At 45.8% G+C, this 17910-nt stretch carries 8 protein-coding genes and 1 pseudogene; 7 read left to right on the top strand and 2 right to left on the bottom strand.

The genetic code is table 11. The features are described 5' to 3' along the window. Positions 1-53 precede the first annotated feature (53 nt). The 5 genes and pseudogenes from H6G50_RS18090 to H6G50_RS18070 all read left to right on the top strand — a co-directional run bounded on the left by H6G50_RS18090 (position 54) and on the right by H6G50_RS18070 (position 11716). The gene (locus tag H6G50_RS18090; RefSeq protein ID WP_199303214.1) at positions 54-5855 is read left to right on the top strand and encodes an ATP-binding sensor histidine kinase; all 5802 of its coding nucleotides are present in this window, start codon (positions 54-56) and stop codon (positions 5853-5855) included. Between the two features lie 37 nt (positions 5856-5892). Next, positions 5893-7047: an FIST N-terminal domain-containing protein gene (locus H6G50_RS18085; RefSeq protein WP_190719318.1), complete on the top strand. Its 1155-nt coding sequence runs from the start codon at positions 5893-5895 to the stop codon at positions 7045-7047. 224 nt (positions 7048-7271) lie between these two features. Beyond that, positions 7272-8144, top strand: a pseudogene (locus H6G50_RS18080) (ATP-binding protein); the annotation flags it as partial. A 271-nt stretch (positions 8145-8415) separates the two neighbouring features. Further along, complete coding sequence (locus H6G50_RS18075) at positions 8416-10245, top strand: diguanylate cyclase (protein ID WP_190719312.1); 1830 nt, start codon at positions 8416-8418, stop codon at positions 10243-10245. A 97-nt stretch (positions 10246-10342) separates the two neighbouring features. Then, positions 10343-11716: an ATP-binding protein gene (locus H6G50_RS18070; protein ID WP_199303197.1), complete on the top strand. Its 1374-nt coding sequence runs from the start codon at positions 10343-10345 to the stop codon at positions 11714-11716. A gap of 175 nt (positions 11717-11891) precedes the next feature. On the opposite strand, the gene H6G50_RS18065 is transcribed toward H6G50_RS18070, so the two are convergent. Both H6G50_RS18065 and cysK read right to left on the bottom strand, forming a co-directional pair. Continuing rightward, the gene (locus H6G50_RS18065) at positions 11892-14483 is read right to left on the bottom strand and encodes a family 10 glycosylhydrolase (RefSeq protein WP_347239961.1); all 2592 of its coding nucleotides are present in this window, start codon (positions 14481-14483) and stop codon (positions 11892-11894) included. A gap of 479 nt (positions 14484-14962) precedes the next feature. Next, positions 14963-15925 carry a cysteine synthase A gene (gene cysK / locus H6G50_RS18060; RefSeq protein ID WP_190719300.1) on the bottom strand — a complete coding sequence of 321 codons (963 nt, stop codon included), beginning with the start codon at positions 15923-15925 and terminating at the stop codon, positions 14963-14965. A gap of 400 nt (positions 15926-16325) precedes the next feature. Between cysK and H6G50_RS18055 the strand changes: the two genes are divergently transcribed. Together H6G50_RS18055 and H6G50_RS18050 are read left to right on the top strand one after the other, a co-directional pair. Further along, on the top strand, positions 16326-16997 hold the full coding sequence (locus H6G50_RS18055; RefSeq protein ID WP_190719295.1) for a pentapeptide repeat-containing protein: 672 nt from the start codon (positions 16326-16328) through the stop codon (positions 16995-16997). Continuing rightward, positions 16998-17828 carry a tetratricopeptide repeat protein gene (locus H6G50_RS18050; RefSeq protein WP_190719292.1) on the top strand — a complete coding sequence of 277 codons (831 nt, stop codon included), beginning with the start codon at positions 16998-17000 and terminating at the stop codon, positions 17826-17828. It begins immediately after the preceding gene. The last annotated feature ends 82 nt before the right edge of the window (positions 17829-17910 follow it).

Here is a 17910-nt window from a genome sequence, read left to right as displayed (position 1 = left end):
CCAACAAAGCGCTTTAACTCTCAGTCAAAACTAATGACAAGATTAAAATTATGATGGCAATAACTTTACATCTTGACGGTTACCTCCTCAGCGACAATCTCTACCAAGGGAGTCGCACCCTCGTCTATCGTGCAATCCGCCAATTCGATAAAAAACCCGTCATCCTGAAATTTTTGCGAAACCCTTACCCCAGTTTTAGCGAATTAGTACAATTTCGCAATCAATATACGATCGCGCAAAATCTCAATCTACCAGGAATCGTCAAACCCTTAGCTTTAGAATCCTACGGCAATGGCTACGCCTTGGTAATGCCGGATGAAGGGTATATTTCGTTAGAACAATGGCTCAAAGGTCAAGTCGAAATTTCCTTAGAACAGTATCTCATTCTCGCTAGTCAATTAGCAGAAATTCTGCACGGACTGGGGCAAAACCGAGTCATCCATAAAGACATAAAACCCGCCAATATTCTAATTCATCCTGACAGCAAACAGCTTCAATTAATCGACTTCAGTATTGCCTCATTATTACCGAAAGAAACCCAAGAAATTAAAAATCCTAACGTTCTTGAAGGAACGCTTGCTTATATTTCTCCCGAACAAACCGGACGGATGAATCGAGGCATCGACTACCGCAGTGATTTTTACGCCTTGGGAGTCACATTATTTGAATTACTGACCGGAGAACTTCCCTTTCAAGCGACTGACCCGATGGAGTTAGTCCACTGTCATCTTGCCAAAACTCCGCCTGACTTAGGGAAAACACAAAAAATTCCCCAAGTGTTAGCAAACATTGTCATGAAATTGATGGCGAAGAATGCAGAAAACCGCTATCAGAGTGCTTTGGGGTTGAAACACGATTTAGAAACTTGTCTGTATCAACTTCAAGAAACGGGTAAGATTGAGAACTTTGCGATCGCCCAACACGATATTTGCGATCGCTTCATTATCCCGGAAAAACTCTACGGACGGGAGGTGGAAATTGCACAATTGTTGGCAGCTTTCGATCGTGTTGCAGAGGGTAATACAGAACTGATGCTGGTTGCCGGATTTTCAGGCATCGGTAAAACTGCCGTCGTTAACGAAGTTCATAAACCCATTGTACGGCAACGGGGATACTTTATCAAAGGCAAATTCGACCAATTTAATCGTAATATTCCTTTCTCTGCCTTTGTCCAAGCCTTCCGCAATTTAATCGGGCAACTCCTTGGAGAAAGCGATGCCCAACTCGCGGTTTGGAAAACTAAAATTATCGAGGCAGTAGGCGAAAACGGTCAAGTCATTATTGATGTCATTCCCGAATTAGAAACCATCATCGGCAAACAGCTTGACGTTCCCGAACTCTCCGGCAGTGCTGCCCAAAATCGCTTTAACCTACTCTTTCAAAAGTTTGTTGGGGTATTTGCCCAGAAGGAACATCCTTTAACGCTTTTTATCGATGACTTGCAATGGGCAGATTCGGCATCGCTAGAATTATTAAAATATTTAATGAACGATGCGAGGTATTTGTTAGTTTTAGGAGCTTATCGAGACAACGAAGTCTCGCCCGCCCATCCTTTGATGTTAGCGCTCGATAAAATCGTTAAATCCGGCACAATATCCAATACAATTACTTTGCGAGCGTTAAGTGTGGAAGACACCAATCAACTCATTGCCGATACGTTGAATTGCGAAAGCGCGATCGCTCGACCTCTGACCGAAATTGTCGCTCGAAAAACCCAAGGAAATCCCTTCTTTACCACGCAGTTTCTCAAAGCGTTATATCAAGAAGGCGCGATCGAATTCGATCGCGAACTGAGTTATTGGCAATGCGATCTGACCCAAGTCCAGGCATTAGCCCTGACCGACGATGTGGTAGAATTCATGGCAGCACAATTGCAGAAACTGCCCAATGCTACCCAAACTATCCTAAAGTTGGCAGCTTGTATTGGTGCTCAATTCGATTTAGACACGCTGGCTATCGTCTCCGAACAATCCCAAATTGAGGCTTCTACCGCACTATGGGCGGCTTTAATAGAAGGCTTAATCCTGCCGCAAAATGACGTTTATAAATTTTATCAAGATGCGTCATCGATAGATCGCTCGGCACAAACGACCGTTTCTTACAAATTCCTACACGATCGCGTTCAACAAGCGGCTTATTCTCTCATTCCAGACGAACAAAAACAAATAACTCATTACCAGATCGGGCAACTACTGTTACAGCAAATTTCCTCAGAAGCTAGAGAAGAACGCATTTTTGAACTGCTCGATCAATTAAATCACGGAACTTCTCTGATTACCCAGCCTACCCAAGGCTACGAACTCGCTAAACTCAATCTCATTGCCAGTCGCAAAGCTAGAAGTGCGACGGCTTATCAAGCAGGTCGTGAATATACCAATATTGGGCTATCTTTGCTGGGCGAGCAAGCTTGGCAGCAGCAATACGAACTGACGCTGGAATTTCACGAATTAACGGCTGAGTTTGCGTTTCTGTGCGGTGACTTTGCAGTGATGGAACAGTTTATTGAAACAGTCATCGAACAGGCTCATACCTTACTAGAAAAGGTCAATGTTTATCGCATTAAGATTCAATTTAAGACCTCCCAAAGTCAACTCGATGAAGTGCTAGCGCTGGGCATGGATATCTTACAACAATTAGGGATACCAATGACCGAAGCACCTACTATGGAAGATGTACAGCAATCAATCCAAGAAATTAGCACAATCATTGGAAACCAGAAAGTTGAAGATTTTGCCGAGTTCCCTGTAATGACAGATGCGAACACAATAGCTATTACCCAAATTGCTAGTAGTATCATGGCAGCAGCTTACACCTGTGGCTCTCTTTTGTATCCATTATTAACGACCTTGCTCGTCAAATTATCTCTGCAATACGGTAATACATCTGTTTCTGCGGCTAACTATGCTTGCTACAGCCTGGTTCTCTCGAACATTCAAAAGGATATAGATTTAGCGGCACAGTTTGGTCAGTTAGCATTGAATCTCGTTTTAAAATTTGATGCTAAAGCGACTAAACCTGAAGTATTTTTGTTGTTAGGTGGTTTTATTCTCCACCGCAAATATCACATCAAAGAAACATTACCTTTCTTAGAGAAGGGATACACGCTTGGGCTAGAAATCGGCAACCTAGAATATGTCGGATATTGCGGTCAAAGTTTCTGTCGAAATTCTTTTTATTGCGGTTTACCCCTTTCCGACTTAGAGCAAAATACACGCACTTACTACCATGCTTTAGTGCAACTAAAGCAATTAGGGTCGGCTAATTACTGTCTGATCTACTGGCAAATGATTTTAAATTTATTGGGCTTTGCGGAGCGTCCCACTATTTTGTCTGGATCGGCTCTACAAGAAACAGAGTTTCTGCCACTGCTGCGCGCTGCAAATGATTGGCATGGACTCTATATGATTTATATATATAAGTTAATTCTTTGCTTGTTATTTGGGGAAATTGAAGAAGCAAACAACCATGCAGTTGAGTGCAGAAATTATTTTATGGGAGGTGCAAGTACAGTTGGCGAACCTGCATTTTATTTGTATGATTCTTTGGTTTCCATAGCAAAATTGACTCAAAGCGCAGACGAGATATCAACTACATTAGAGCGGGTGGAACAAAACCAAACTCTTTTACAGCAATGGGCAAACCACGCTCCCATGAATCACCAACATAAATACGATTTAGTCGAAGCCGAGAAATACCGAGTTTTAGGAAAGTATTACAAAGCTGGGGATTGGTACGATCGCGCCATCCAACTCGCTAAAGAAAACGAATACATCCAAGAAGAAGCATTAGCCAACGAACTCGCTGCTAAGTTTTACCTCGATTGGGGCAAAGAAAAAGTTGCAGCAGGTTATATGCAAGAAGCCTACTACTGCTACGCCCGCTGGGGAGCCAAAGCCAAAACCGATCGCCTCGAAAAATGCTATCCCCAACTGCTGCAACCGATCCTGCAACAGCGACGACTCAGCCTCAATCCCAGAGAAACGATCGCCGCGACTACCGTCACTTCAACGTCTACTGGCAGTTCTCATAGCAGTAGCAGCATTTCCGATGCGCTCGATTTCGCCTCTGTACTCAAAGCCGCTCAAGCCATTTCCAGCAGCATCGAACTCGATGAATTGATGGCGAATCTCACCCGCATTCTCTTAGAAAATTCGGGAGCAAAAAAATCAGCACTGATTCTCCTCCAAGCCGGAAATTTGCAAGTCAGGGCAATAACTTCGGTCGATCGTCAAGAGAACTCAGAAAATGACATAAAAACTGTTCTTAATTCTCATCTTCTAGAGACTTACACAGACCTGCCAAAACCTCTAATTTATTACGTCAAAAATACTCAAAAAACCGTTGTCATCGATCGCTTAAAAACAGAAGTTTCTGGAATAATTGGTCACTATATGCTAACCCATCAACCCCAAAGTGTTTGTTGCACGCCAATCATGAATCAAGGGAAATTGGTTGGGATTATTTACCTCGAAAATCAATATACTGGCGGGGTATTTACCAGCGATCGCTTGCAAAGTATTGACTTACTTTGTACCCAATCGGCAATTTCTCTAGAAAATGCACAACTCTACAGTAATTTACAAGCAAGCGAAGCGCGCTTTTTACGCCTTGCTGAGAACGCACCGGGGATGATCTATCAATTTCAACTCTCTCCAGAGGGCATTCCTAAATTTAACTATGTTAGTCCGGGCTGCTATGGAATTTACGAGATTTTTCCAGAGGAAGTGGAAGCCGATGCAGATAGATTACTATCCTTAACCCACCCAGAAGATGTTGCCTATTTTCAAGAATCTGTGGCAATGTCCGCTCAAACATTAGAATCTTGGCAATATCAAGGACGGGTTATTACTCGTTCCGGTAAATTAAAATGGGTTCAAGCCTCATCCAATCCAATTAAAGAAACTGATGGAACTATTATCTGGGATGGTTTGTTATTAGATATTACCAACCGCAAACAAGCAGAAATCGCTGTAAAACAAAAGTCTCAAGAATTAGAAACAGCTTTACTGGACTTACAACAAGCGCAATTACAAATAGTCCAGAGCGAAAAAATGTCAGCATTAGGAAATCTAGTCGCTGGTGTCGCTCACGAAATCAACAATCCTGTTGGCTTTATTTCCGGCAATATCAACGAAGCGATCGCCTCTTTTGCTGACCTTACAGAATATCTGCAACTCTATCACGAAAAATTCCCCCATCCCGGCTATGAAATTGAAGAAAAAGCAGAAGAATTGGACATTAACTATTTGCTGTCAGATTTTCCAAAAATGCTCAATTCAATCGAATTGGGATGCGCTCGCATCCAAAATATCAGTACCAGTTTAAGGACTTTTTCCCGCGCCGATAAAGATTACAAAGTCACCTTCAATATTCACGAAGGAATTGACAGCACTCTCTTAATTCTCAAACATCGTCTCAAAGCTAATGAAAATCGTCCAGATATCGAGGTCGTTACTCAATACGATCATCTACCTCCCATTGAATGCTTTCCCGGACAACTCAATCAGGTCTTCATGAATATTCTTGCCAATGCGATCGATGCTTTAGATGAATCTAATATCGGACGAAGTTTTGCCGATATCAAAGCCAATCCTAACCAAATTATCATTCAAACTTCAGGGGACGATCGCCAAGTAGAAATTACTATTGCTGATAACGGGATAGGGATGAGTGAGGAGATTCAACAGAAAGTTTTCGAGCATTTATTTACCACAAAAGCTGTCGGGAAAGGAACAGGCTTGGGATTGGCGATCGCGCGTCAAATTGTCGTCGAAAAACATGGGGGAAGCATTACCTTTTCCTCTCAACCAGGTGAAGAAACGGTTTTTAAACTGTTGCTACCAATTCAGGGATGATTAACCGTAAGCAATTAAAAGAAAGGAGAAGTAATTTATGTTGAATGTTGTCGTCGGTCATAGCTGCGATCCAGATTCACAATCTGCGATCGCCGAAGTTCTAGAGCAATGTCTTGATGCCCTAGCAGGTACAGTCCCCAAGGCAGGGATCTTGTTTGCAGCAATTCATTTTGACCATGCCCCAATCCTGCAACAAATCCAGCAGTGCTTTGCTGGAATTGAATTGATTGGCGGCACTACCGATGGAGAACTTTCCTCAGTATTGGGATTTCAAGAAGATTCTCTGACGCTGATGCTGTTTAGTTCCGACACGATCGAAATTAGGGCAGGCGTGGGGCGCGGTGTGTCGCAAGATCCGGTAGCCGCAGCCCAGCAAGCGATTGCCCAAGCAACGACGGATCTGACCGAGCCACCCAAACTGTGCATTGCCCTGTCTGAAAGTCTAACAACCCGAGCCGAGGGGGTGTTACAGGGCTTAAAACAAGCGCTCGGATTGCAGGTGCCGATCGTCGGTGGCTTGACCGCAGATCAGTATCGCTTCCAACAAACGTTTCAGTTTTTTCAAACAGAAGTGTTGAGCAATGCCGCACCTGTGCTGCTGTTTGCAGGAGATTTGCTGGTTTCCTGCGGCGTTTCCAGCGGTTCGTGTGCTGTTGGTAAAAAGGGCAGAGTTACTAAAGTCGATAAGAATACAGTTTATGAAATCGACGGTCAATCTGCCTATGACTTTTATCGACACTATTTGGGAAATTTGCTGGTAGACCTTGATATTGGACTGGCCGTTTTTGAGCCGAACCAGCAGCATTTCAGCCTGCGACTGCCCAGCAAGGAATCAGATTTAGCCTCTGGCAAACTGGTGTTCTATGGGGATATTCCAGAAGGGGCGATCGTTCAGATTGCCCAAACCAATCGCAATGATATTCTGACTGCGGCAAAACTTTCCAGCCAGCAAGCCTTAGCTGCTTATCCGGGCAACACTCCGGCTGCCGCACTGCTGTTCTCTTGTACCGTGCGGCGACGACTTTTAGGACCTAAAACAGATCGGGAATATGCCATCATCCGCGATCTCCTGGCAATGCCGATCCCAAGCTGCGGTTTCTACACTTATGGAGAAATTTCTCCGTTTGAAATTCCTGGAGAAAGCCAGTTTCATAATCAAACGTTTGTGACACTCCTTTTAGGAACAAAGTAATGGAAATAGAAGCAACTAGCGATCGCTCTAAAATCCAGGCATTGGAGAAGGAAAATCGGGTTTTGTGGCAGAAACTAAAACGGGCATCGGCTCATTTGCTGGAATTGGATGAAACCAATCAACGCCGGGAAACGCTGTTGCAACAACTGTTTGAGGAAGTCAAACAATCTCAACAACAGCTTGCGAATCTCAATGAAGCGTTAGAACGGCGGGTCGAACAGCGGACTGAAGAGTTGCAGCAAGCTTTGAACCAACTACAACAGATGCAGTTGCAGTTGGTTCAAAACGAAAAAATGTCGGCTCTGGGGAATCTTGTAGCGGGGATAGCTCATGAAATCAATAATCCAGTGGGTTTTATTGCAGGTAATCTCAACGAAGCTAAACAGGAATTTGAGGATTTGGCTCATCATCTGAGGCTGTATCGTCAAGCTCTTCCCGATCCAGGTGAAGCAATTGTGGCGCACGCTGAGGCGGTGGATCTGGATTATCTGCTGGAGGATTTACCTAAGATGTTTACCTCTTTGCAGTTGGGCTGCGATCGCCTCCGCAGTATCAGCACTTCACTCCGAACATTCTCAAGAGCCGATCGAGATTACAAAGTACCTTTTAATATCCACGAAGGCATTGATAGCACTCTGTTAATTCTCAAACATCGTCTCAAAGCGAACGAAACTCGTCCCGCTATTGAAGTCGTTACCAACTATGGAAATGTACCTAAGATTGAATGTTTTCCCGGACAGCTTAACCAGGTATTTATGAATATTCTTGCGAATGCAATTGATGCCTTAGAAGAATCAAAAAACGGATGCAGTTACAAGAAGAATAAAGCCAATTGTTACCGAATTACAGTTACCACTTTTATCCAGAATTGTCAAGTTGAAATTGTCATTGCTGATAATGGGATAGGGATGAATGAGGAGATAAAACAGAATATTTTCGACCACTTATTTACCACCAAAGCAGTAGGAAAAGGGACGGGTTTAGGATTGGCGATCGCACGGCAAATTATTGTAGAAAAACATCAAGGTTCGATTGAAGTCAATTCCACCTTGGGTCAAGGTACGGAATTTATTATACTATTGCCAATGAAAAAATAAAGTTCGTCATCTAACGACGGCTCGATTCGAGGGCAATGACAATCTCTCATAAACGTCTTGGTATTTTTATAGACTATAATCTATAGACTGTCGATTTTGGATCTATGTAAACAATCAAAGCCAGAGCGTGGCTGAAAGATTGGTAATTACTGACAAGGGTTCAGGAATTCCAGAATCAGTACGATCGCGCATTTTAGCCCCCTTTTTTTCGACAAAAAAACATTAAAAATAATATTTTTATATTTTTTAAACTCGCTAAAAATAATTTGCAATGCCTTTATCAAAAAAAATCAGCTTTCCCCTTCAAATCGTACTAATTGTACCATTTTTTCTGCAAACTTTTGCCGCAGTTGGGCTAGTAAGCTATCTCTCCTTCCGCAATGGACAAGAGGCGATCGATCGGCTCGCAAATCAGGTAATAAGCGAGATTGACGCTAGAATCCAGCAGCATTTAGATTCCTACTTAGCAGTTCCCCAACAGCTTAATCAAATTAATGCCGATGCAGTCAAAAATCGGATTCTTAACCTGCGCGATTCGGAAGTAACAGGACGTTATTTATGGAAACAAATGCAGACATACAAAAACTTTAGCTATATTTTTTATGCCTTACCGACAGGAGAATATACAGGAGCGGGACGCTGGGTAGATGGAGGCAAAACGACAATTGACGAGGTATCTCCACGAACCAGTTATCAAAACTACAGTTATGCAACAGATGAGGAAGGAAATCGACAGCAACTAATTTATAAGGGCAAGTATCAACCTCTGTCCGAAGATTGGTATATCAGAGCAGTGAAAGTAGGCAAATTCACCTGGAGTAAAATCTACAACTGGGACGGTTCGCCTGAATATATTTCTATTAGCGCATCGCTCCCCGTCTATGACGAACGTCAGCAATTAATTGCGGTAATGGGTTCCGATTTTTTGCTCTCTAATATCAGTAAGTTGTTACAGCAGTTAAAAGCAAGTCAGACGGGAAAAATTCTGATTTTAGAAAGAGATTGCAATATTGTGGCGAGTTCCAGTCTAGAACCTCCTTTCACGATAATAAATAATACCGCAAAGCGTTTGAATGTGGCTGATAGCAGCGATCCCCTGCTTCGCTCGATTGCCGCTATTTTTAAAAAAAAGTTTGGGAATTGGCAATCGATTAAAACTCAACAGTCTTTTGAAATGCAGGTGGGAAATGCTCGCTACTACACTTCGGTCAATCCTTGGAAAGATCGACACGGATTAGATTGGTTGGTCTTAGTTATTATTCCAGAATCTGATTTTATGGCACAAATTAATGCCAATACTCGCACGACTATTTTACTCTGTTTTGCAGCCCTAGCAATCGCCACAATTTTAGGAATTTATACTTCACGTTGGATTGCCCGTCCCATTCTCAAATTGCAGCAGGCAAGCGTTGCGATTGCGAGGGGAGAACTCGATCGCAGCGTTAAGGTAGAAGGTATATACGAACTTGAAGAATTAGCGAGATCGTTCAATCAAATGGCAGCCCAACTGAAAACTTTGTTTGCCGAACTGGAAGTGCGCGTAGAAGAACGGACTGAAGCCCTGCAAAAAGCCAACCAAAAGTTATTGAAACTTGCAATTTTAGATGAGCTTACTCAAATCCCAAATCGCCGCTATTTTGATGAATTAATTAAAAAAGAATGGAACCGACACATCAAGTCACAAAAGTTTATTGCTGCAATTATGATTGATATTGATTATTTTAAATCCTACAACGATAACTACGGACATCAAGGGGGAGATGAGTGTTTGTTTAGAGTGGCACAAGCAATTGAAAAAGTTCCCAAACAAGCTGATGCTCTAGTCGCTCGTTACGGGGGGGAAGAGTTTGTAGTGATTTTACCCAATACCTCCTTAGCTGGTGCTTTTTTATTATCAGAATTACTACGAACAGCAGTGCTATCTTTAAAAATTCCTCATCCTCAATCTGAAGTGAGTCCCTATGTCACCTTAAGTTTAGGCATAGCAGCAATAATTCCGACTCCAGAAAACCAACCCGAAAATTTAGTTTGTCGAGCGGATGCAGCCCTGTATCAAGCAAAGAAACTAGGACGCAATCAAAGCCATGTTGAAAGTGGCTAGCAAACAACCCTCAAGTTAATTAACAAAAATCGCCTGAGAATACCTGATAAGATTGTAGAGTGATATTCCCCTATTCTCTCCAATCTCTCCCGGCGGAATGTCATCCCAAGAAGGACGGGGTTTCAGCCCCAATATTTTGATGAAAACGCCACCGATTCCCGAAAATGAATTAGAGCGCCTGCAAGCGCTGAATCGTTACCGCGTCTTGGATACCGAGTTTGAGGAAGCCTTTGACGATTTAACTCAATTGGCAGCTTATATTTGCGGTACGCCCATTGCTTTGGTAAGTTTAGTCGATCGCCACCGACAGTGGTTTAAGTCCAATTTGGGGCTAGAGGCTGCTGAAACGCCGCGAGATATTGCTTTTTGCGCCCACGCGATCGCGCAACCGGACGAACTATTCGTGGTTCCTAACGCCCTTGAAGACGAGCGGTTCGCCGATAATCCTTTAGTCACCGCCGATCCTAATATTCGTTTCTATGCAGGAACGCCTCTGGTTACGCCAGAGGGTTACGCCATCGGTACGCTTTGCGCGATCGATCGCTGTCCGCGACAACTCAGTCCCGAACAACTCGATGCTTTGCGCGTTCTGGGGCGACAAGCGATCGCGCAACTCGAACTGCGACTGAAACTACGCGATCTCCAAGAAACCCAAGCTCAATTAATTAAAAGCGAGAAAATGTCGGCTTTGGGGCAATTTGTGGCTGGATTTGCTTGCGAAATCAACAACCCCGTAAATTTTATTCATGCCAATCTCCAGCATCTCGATCGCTATACTCGCGAACTCCTCTGTTTGATTAACCAATACCAACTTTACTATCCCAATCCGCCCCTAGCACTCCAAGAACGACTCGAAGAAATCGATCTCGATTTCCTAACTCGAGATCTCGAAAAACTGATTAAATCGGCTCGCAAAGGTAGCACTCGCATCAAAGATATCGTCCTTTCGCTGCGAAACATCTCTCATTACGACGAAGCGGGATTAAAACCTGTCGATATCCACGAAGGGATCGAAAGCGCTTTAACGATTTTGCAACATCGTCTCCAAGCAACGGCCGAGCGTCCGGCAATTGCGATCGCGCGCGATTACGAAAGTCTACCGCTAGTTCAATGCTATCCCATACTTCTCAATCAAGCGCTGCTGAATATCCTCAGCAATGCGATCGATGCGATTGAAGCCGATCCATCGTCGCGCAATACAATTAAGATTCGCACTGAAATGATAGGCGATCGCGGGATCGCAATTCGTATTGCCGATAGCGGGATCGGTATTCCTGAAGCCGTGCAACCGAAAATTTTTGACCCATTCTTCACGACTAAACCCACCGGTCAGGGACAGGGTATCGGTCTGTCGGTCTGCCATCAAATTATTACCGAGAGACATGGCGGCAAACTTTACTGTCACTCGAATCCCGGCAAAGGAACCGAATTCGCGATCGAACTGCCCTTCGATATCGATCGCGAAGGTTAAGAACTGCCAGTAAATAGGGCTTCGGTAAAAATTCATTGCTCCCTTAAGGCGAAGCCTCTTTTTATGACATCAACCTAATCGGAGGTGCAAGGGTATGGGCGATTTTGCGGATTTTATCAGAACGGCTCCGAACGTTATCAATTGTCAATTGTCAATTATAGTGAGTGCTATGCCTTCAAAACCCTCTATTTTGTCCGTAGCGCAACAAACGCGCGATCGCGTCGAGGCGATTCTCCCAAGCTGACACCCGCTCCGGACTCTCTTGCGCGTACTGTCGCGTCCAAGTTCCAAATTGCTGCTCGAAGCTCGCTAACGTCCTCTGCGCCGCTTGTAAATTGGTAACATTGGGCGTTTCTGCGAGTTTATTCAGCGCTGTCGCCAGCAAATCCGCTTGTAGCGACCATTGTTTGAGAGCAACTTCCTCAACATTCAACTGTCCGTTCTGCAATAAAAACACCCATTCCCGGTGCAAAGTTTGATAGCGCAGATTAGCCGCTTGGAAAGGTTGGCGCTGGGGAAGGGGATCGGTCGGTACGTTGGGGCGAGAACCTTGAGTTTGACGCAGCAACGTTTCCACATTTAAACTTAAATTTTCTGCGGCGAAGAGAGCATAGCCATTAGCAGGCAGATCCCGAAGTTGTTGGAGGCGATCGGCAGCCGTCGAGACGGGCAGGCGCAGCAGGCGAATTCCGGGTAACAGCAGCGCGTTACTGCGGGGCTGGTTCTCGAACAATCCGGTGGCAAGCCGTTGGAAATCGTCGTTTTCGAGCGCATAAGTCATCGGTACGAGCAGATCGAGATCGCCGCGCTCGAGCCAGCTTTCCCAGTTCTGTTGCAGTCGCACGAGGCGTTCGGCTCGCGGAATCGGGAAGACGGCGGCAGAGAGTAGCAGTTCGGGACGTTTGGCTCTCAGGCGTTGCGCGGCTTCGGCGACAAAACTATCCACCTGTTGAATGCGAAACTGCGTCCAGCGTTCCCATAAGGGGCTATTGGGGGCGAGGGTGACGGGATCGACTCCGGCGAGTTGTTGGAATTGCGATCGCGCTGCATTCCCATACCCATAGGTCTGGTTGACGCTGGGATCCTGAAAGGGATAGCGAATATAGTCCAGTTGAATGCCATCGACGGCGTAACGAGTGGCAATTTCTTCGAGCAGCGAAAGAAGATATTGGCGAACTTGGGGATTGGCGGGATCGAAAAAGGCTTTTTGGTTGCGCTCGAAACGACTGCCCTGTCTGTCGGTGGCAATCCAATCGGGATGGCGCGAGAGGACGGGGCCGGGATAATCCGTCGGCTGTCCGAGAATGGTATTGTGGCGCTGGTTGGCGGCGGCGAATATCCACACCCAAGCGTGCAGTTCCATTCCGCGTTCGTGGGCGAGTTCGATCGCGGCGGCGAGGGGATCCCAACCCCGCGTCAGGGGGTTTTGTTCTGGGGCGATTTGCGAGGGATAGATGGGATAGCTGGCGTTGACGGTTTCAAAGAAAAGGGTGTTGATTCCGGCGGCTTGCAGGCGATCGAAGATCGGCACTAAATCGGCTTTCGATCGCGCCTTAACAATCGTGCCGCGATCGAACCAAATGGCGCGCACTTCCGGATAGCGAATCGGGCGATCGCTGGGATAGGTTTTCAGGAGGTTATTACGAACTTGTTCCACCTGCTGCCGAGCGCGGGTGTAGTCGCGATCGCTCAGGGCGCGATCGAAGGCTTGCAGTCCGCTGCGCGCCTCAGCCAGGGTTGCGTTGAGCGTTCCCGCCCTCCCGGTCGGATTTGTCCCCTTATCCACGCGGCGGAGAAATTGTTCGCTCGCTGCGTGCATGGATACATTTCCTTCGACCGCAACTTCTGCCATTAATAAGGCGCTTTCCCAACGCGCGATCGCTTCTGTCAATTCTTGACGCATCTGTTGGGCTTGAGTCGCGCTAATTGGCGTTCCTCGCCCGCCGACGGCTGGGGGAGTTGGAGTCGGAGGCGTAGCGCGAGCAACCGGACGCGGCGGCGGTGCAGTCCGAGCCGTTCCCCCCGACGCGAGGCAGGGTTCTTGGGGCGCGCCGCTAGCCCCTGCAACGCCGCCGTAACGGTTTAAGGTTGCTTGCAACCAAGACACATCAAAATCGGCGGCTGCGACGACTTGGGTTCCCCAGCGCCAGCCCAAAAATGCAGTGCGATCGGTGACGACGACGGCGGGCGGCGTACCGTCCGATCGCCATACTGCTGCGGTTTGACTGTTCAGCCCCGTGGGAATGACTACGCCACCGCGCAGGACGTTAGGAGGGGCTTGCCGCACCCATTCTTGCTCGCGCACGCGCAACGGTTCTAGGGGAGCGGCGTTGCTGAGACTGAAGCCCCAATAGGCTCCGAAGAGCGATCGCAACTTCTCGCGTGCGGGCGGTGGCGATAGCGCTCCTGTCGGTCCGGTGGCAATCGCCCGTCCGCCGCTTGCCAGCCAGTTTTCTAAGCCTGCAACTTGAACTTCGTTTAAATTGTCGATGTTAGGCAGAAAGAGGATTTTCAGATCGCTGAGATTAGCTCCAGCTTTGAGATCGCTGAGGTTGACGACGCAGTAATCGACCCCGGCGGCTTGCAAGCGATCGCTAATTTCTGCCCATTGCGGCGCGTTTTCTTGGCTCCTGACGACTCCGAGCCGAGCATTTTGCGCGATCGCGAGCTTTGGGTAGCTGGTCAGCGCCAGGGCTAACCCGAGCGTAACGCCCGCAACTCGGCAACCCTCGCGCGCGAGGCCGAAAATCCAAACACTTTTATCCACTCGTTGTTCCAAAATTCCGTCCGAGAAAAAATTATGTGCGATCGAATTGCTCAAACCTAGAGTAGGAGGAGGTGAGGGAGAATATTACCGCAGTAGAAGCCCGAGTTTCAATTCCTCATTCTGATTCGGCGCAATTTGACAAAATCAACTAAACGTGCTGTTAGCCGTTCGCCCTACTTAATCGCTGTTAAAATATACGCCCTAGTACGTGAGGGCGCAAATTCGCCTACCGTTTAAAATTGCTGAAATCGGTATCGGGCAGCAATTTTTAAGTTTTAATCTTTAATTTTTAATTGCGCGAAGCGGTAGTTGGGTTTGAGGGAGCCTTGCGCCCCATCAAGGATAGCGGACGCAAGGCCGGAATGTCTACTAATGGCTCGGTGTAATTCAATCGAACATGGGGAGGGCAGGTTGTAATCTTCACACCCGCCCCGACCGATCGGGTTAACTTTAGCGTTAACTTTGCGATCGCTTTTTACTTATACTAAAACGGGTTCGCGATCGCGCTCTAAATCTTGAAATAACGGCGTACTCAGGTAGCGTTCCCCGAAACTCGGTTGAATCATTACGATTAACTTACCCGCATTCTCCGGGCGCTTGGCGACCTGAATCGCCGCACACAGCGCCGCCCCCGAAGAAATCCCCGAGAGGAGGCCCTCTTCTCGAGCCAGACGGCGACCGTAACGCATCGCTTCCTCATCGGAAACCTGAATCGTTTCGTCGATGAGATCCAGCTTGAGGACTTCGGGAACGAAGCCCGCGCCGATTCCCTGAATTTTGTGCGGTCCGGGGCTACCGCCGGAAAGCACGGGGCTATTGATAGGTTCGACCGCGATCGCGCTAAACTCGGGTTTGCGTTGTTTGAGCGCCTCAGCCACTCCCGTAATCGTTCCCCCCGTACCAACTCCCGCGATCAAAATATCCACCTCTCCGTCCGTATCCTCCCAAATCTCCTCCGCCGTCGTGTGGCGGTGAATTTCCGGGTTAGCGGGATTTTTGAACTGTTGCAGCATATAAGCCTTGGGCGTACTTTCGACCAGTTCTTGCGCCCGTTGAATCGCCCCCTTCATCCCCAAATTTCCCGGCGTAAGTTCCAGTTGCGCCCCGTAAGCGCGCAACATCGCCCGCCGTTCCGTACTCATCGTTTCCGGCATCGTCAGAATCAATTGATAGCCCTTCGCCGCTGCTGCCATTGCCAGGGCAATTCCCGTATTGCCCGAAGTGGGTTCGACTAAAATCGTTTCTCCCGGTACGATTTGTCCTTCCCGTTCGGCAACGTTAATCATGTGAACCCCGATTCTGTCTTTTACGGAGGCAGCGGGGTTCATTCCCTCTAATTTGACCAGAATTTGAGCCACGCAGCCTTCAGCTTGAGGGATGCGATTGAGTCGAACTAAAGGAGTTCTGCCGACGAGTTCTGTAATATTTTGGGCAACGCGCATAGTTCTAAAGCTTATTTGGACATGGTTTCATTGTGCCATTCCTCGCAGAGGAACGGACAGGGATTCTCAGGCTCGCACCTAAGCAGCGATTTATAAAGCCCAGCTTAAGTCTTTGTAATGCACTGGCAACCTTAATCTTGTATGTTGGGCAAAGTTCGAGATTCCCATCTCCACCAAATTCTCTAGCAATTTCGGGATCGGTTTGAGCCTGCTGAGTCCAGATTTTATCGCCAGTTTCTGAATTAGCGACCATTAGCTCGGTGGATTTTGATGCAGCCTGTAAGATAGCGTTTCGCGCGATGTATAACCCCATTCCGCCTCAACTCAATTTTTGTTACAGCATCTCCTCAAGATTAAAGATCCACAATAATATATATGCGACCCCTCGAATTGACCTAGTATGTTAGGAGCAACAGTAAGAAAAATTAACATTATTGCTACCCTTGCTGTCTCCAGTTTCCTATTAATTACTTTTTCTGCCCAAGCACAAGAGGTTGACCCTCTCATGCAATTGATCGAAACCAACCGCTGTCCGGGATGCGACCTCCGTGGTGAAACTTTACCCAGAAATTTAGTGAATGCAGATTTAAATGGTGCAAACTTAAGCGGTATGAACTTAGCGGGTGCTGACTTAACTTGTGCCAACTTGAGCAATGCAAATATGACGGAAGCAGTATTGGACAATGCGAAATTAAATGGAGCTAATTTGACCCAAGTGGATTTAAGTAATGCAACTTTAGTTAGAGCCACTTTAAATGATGCCAATTTAAACAAAGCAAACTTGAGAGGAGCCTTGCTTGCAGAGGCAGATTTAACGAATGTAAATTTAGAGAACGCTACCCTTGACAACGATAATTTAATTAATGCTAACTTGTCCAATACTAATTTTAACGAAGCAAGTCTAAATACTGGTTCTGAAATTAGAGGAGAATTATTAGAGGAACAGGGAAATCTAACTCGATCCGCAAAGAGTATAAATAGTTGTCATCAAGTAAGACCTGGAGGCATTAGAGGCATCCCGAACGTAGCACCACCTCCTAGAGGCAATCCCACACCGGGAGGAACTCATTGAATGACAATAAAAAACAAGTTTAAAAAGGGTTATGGTTTATCAATTTATTTTTTAAGAATTCTGACTCTATCTATTATTTGTGCTGGTTTCTTTTGTAATACACGCAAAGCTGTCGCCATATTTTCACCGCTTAACTCCAAACATATCTCTGCTGAAAATGAGCGAGAAACTACGATTAAAATAGAATATCTGTTAAAACTAAGCGATGATTTTTTTCGGAAGAGTGATTTTAAATCGGCTTTAATGATAAATCGAGAAATACTCAATTTATATCGAGAGAATAACGATCGAGTCGGACAAGGAAAAGCACTTTATAATATTGGAGTATCTTATCGTTATCTAAGTCAATTTCAGCAAGCTCTAACAACTTTGGAGCAATCATTAGAACTAGCTAATTTAACAGGAGATCGCACTTTACATGGACAAGTATTAAGTGAAAAATGTATTCTTTATTTTTATCTTAGTCAATACAATACTGCTTTAAACTTTTGTCAGCAAGCGTTAGAACTTAATCGAGAGAAGGACGATCGCCTATCTGAGATGCAAACGCTAGATCGTCTGGGCGTGATTTATAATGCTAAGGGTCAATATATTCAAGCATTAGAGTTTCACCAGCAAGCCTTAGATATTAGTAATTTAATAGCAGAAAAATACTTGCAAAGTAGATTTTTTTTGAATCTCAGCATTGTTCATATTAATCTAGGACAATTCGACCGAGCAATTGAGCTTAATGAGCAGGCAATAAAAAACAGCCAAAGTTTTGGGGATCGATTTATTGAAGCAAGAGCTTTTCAGGCAAGTGGAATAATTTATATAGCGTTTTTCACGTGAGTGAGGTACAGTAACAGCAATGTGTAAACCAGTTACGAAAATCCTGCTCAGTCACTTGAGCATAAGCTTGAGCTAGTGCTTC

This window comes from Oscillatoria sp. FACHB-1406, from assembly GCF_014698145.1.
In the GTDB taxonomy this organism is placed as follows: Bacteria; Cyanobacteriota; Cyanobacteriia; order Cyanobacteriales; family Spirulinaceae; genus FACHB-1406.
This window is presented reverse-complemented; position numbering and strand designations above follow the sequence as displayed.

What these genes read in the sequence shown, in the direction of transcription:
- H6G50_RS18090 (WP_199303214.1), top strand. Translation starts at nt 54, where the DNA reads ATGGCAATAACTTTACATCTTGACGGTTACCTCCTCAGCGACAATCTC.
- H6G50_RS18085 (WP_190719318.1), top strand. Translation starts at nt 5,893, where the DNA reads ATGTTGAATGTTGTCGTCGGTCATAGCTGCGATCCAGATTCACAATCT.
- H6G50_RS18075 (WP_190719312.1), top strand. Translation starts at nt 8,416, where the DNA reads ATGCCTTTATCAAAAAAAATCAGCTTTCCCCTTCAAATCGTACTAATT.
- H6G50_RS18070 (WP_199303197.1), top strand. Translation starts at nt 10,343, where the DNA reads ATGTCATCCCAAGAAGGACGGGGTTTCAGCCCCAATATTTTGATGAAA.
- cysK (WP_190719300.1), bottom strand. Translation starts at nt 15,925, where the DNA reads ATGCGCGTTGCCCAAAATATTACAGAACTCGTCGGCAGAACTCCTTTA.
- H6G50_RS18055 (WP_190719295.1), top strand. Translation starts at nt 16,326, where the DNA reads ATGTTAGGAGCAACAGTAAGAAAAATTAACATTATTGCTACCCTTGCT.
- H6G50_RS18050 (WP_190719292.1), top strand. Translation starts at nt 16,998, where the DNA reads ATGACAATAAAAAACAAGTTTAAAAAGGGTTATGGTTTATCAATTTAT.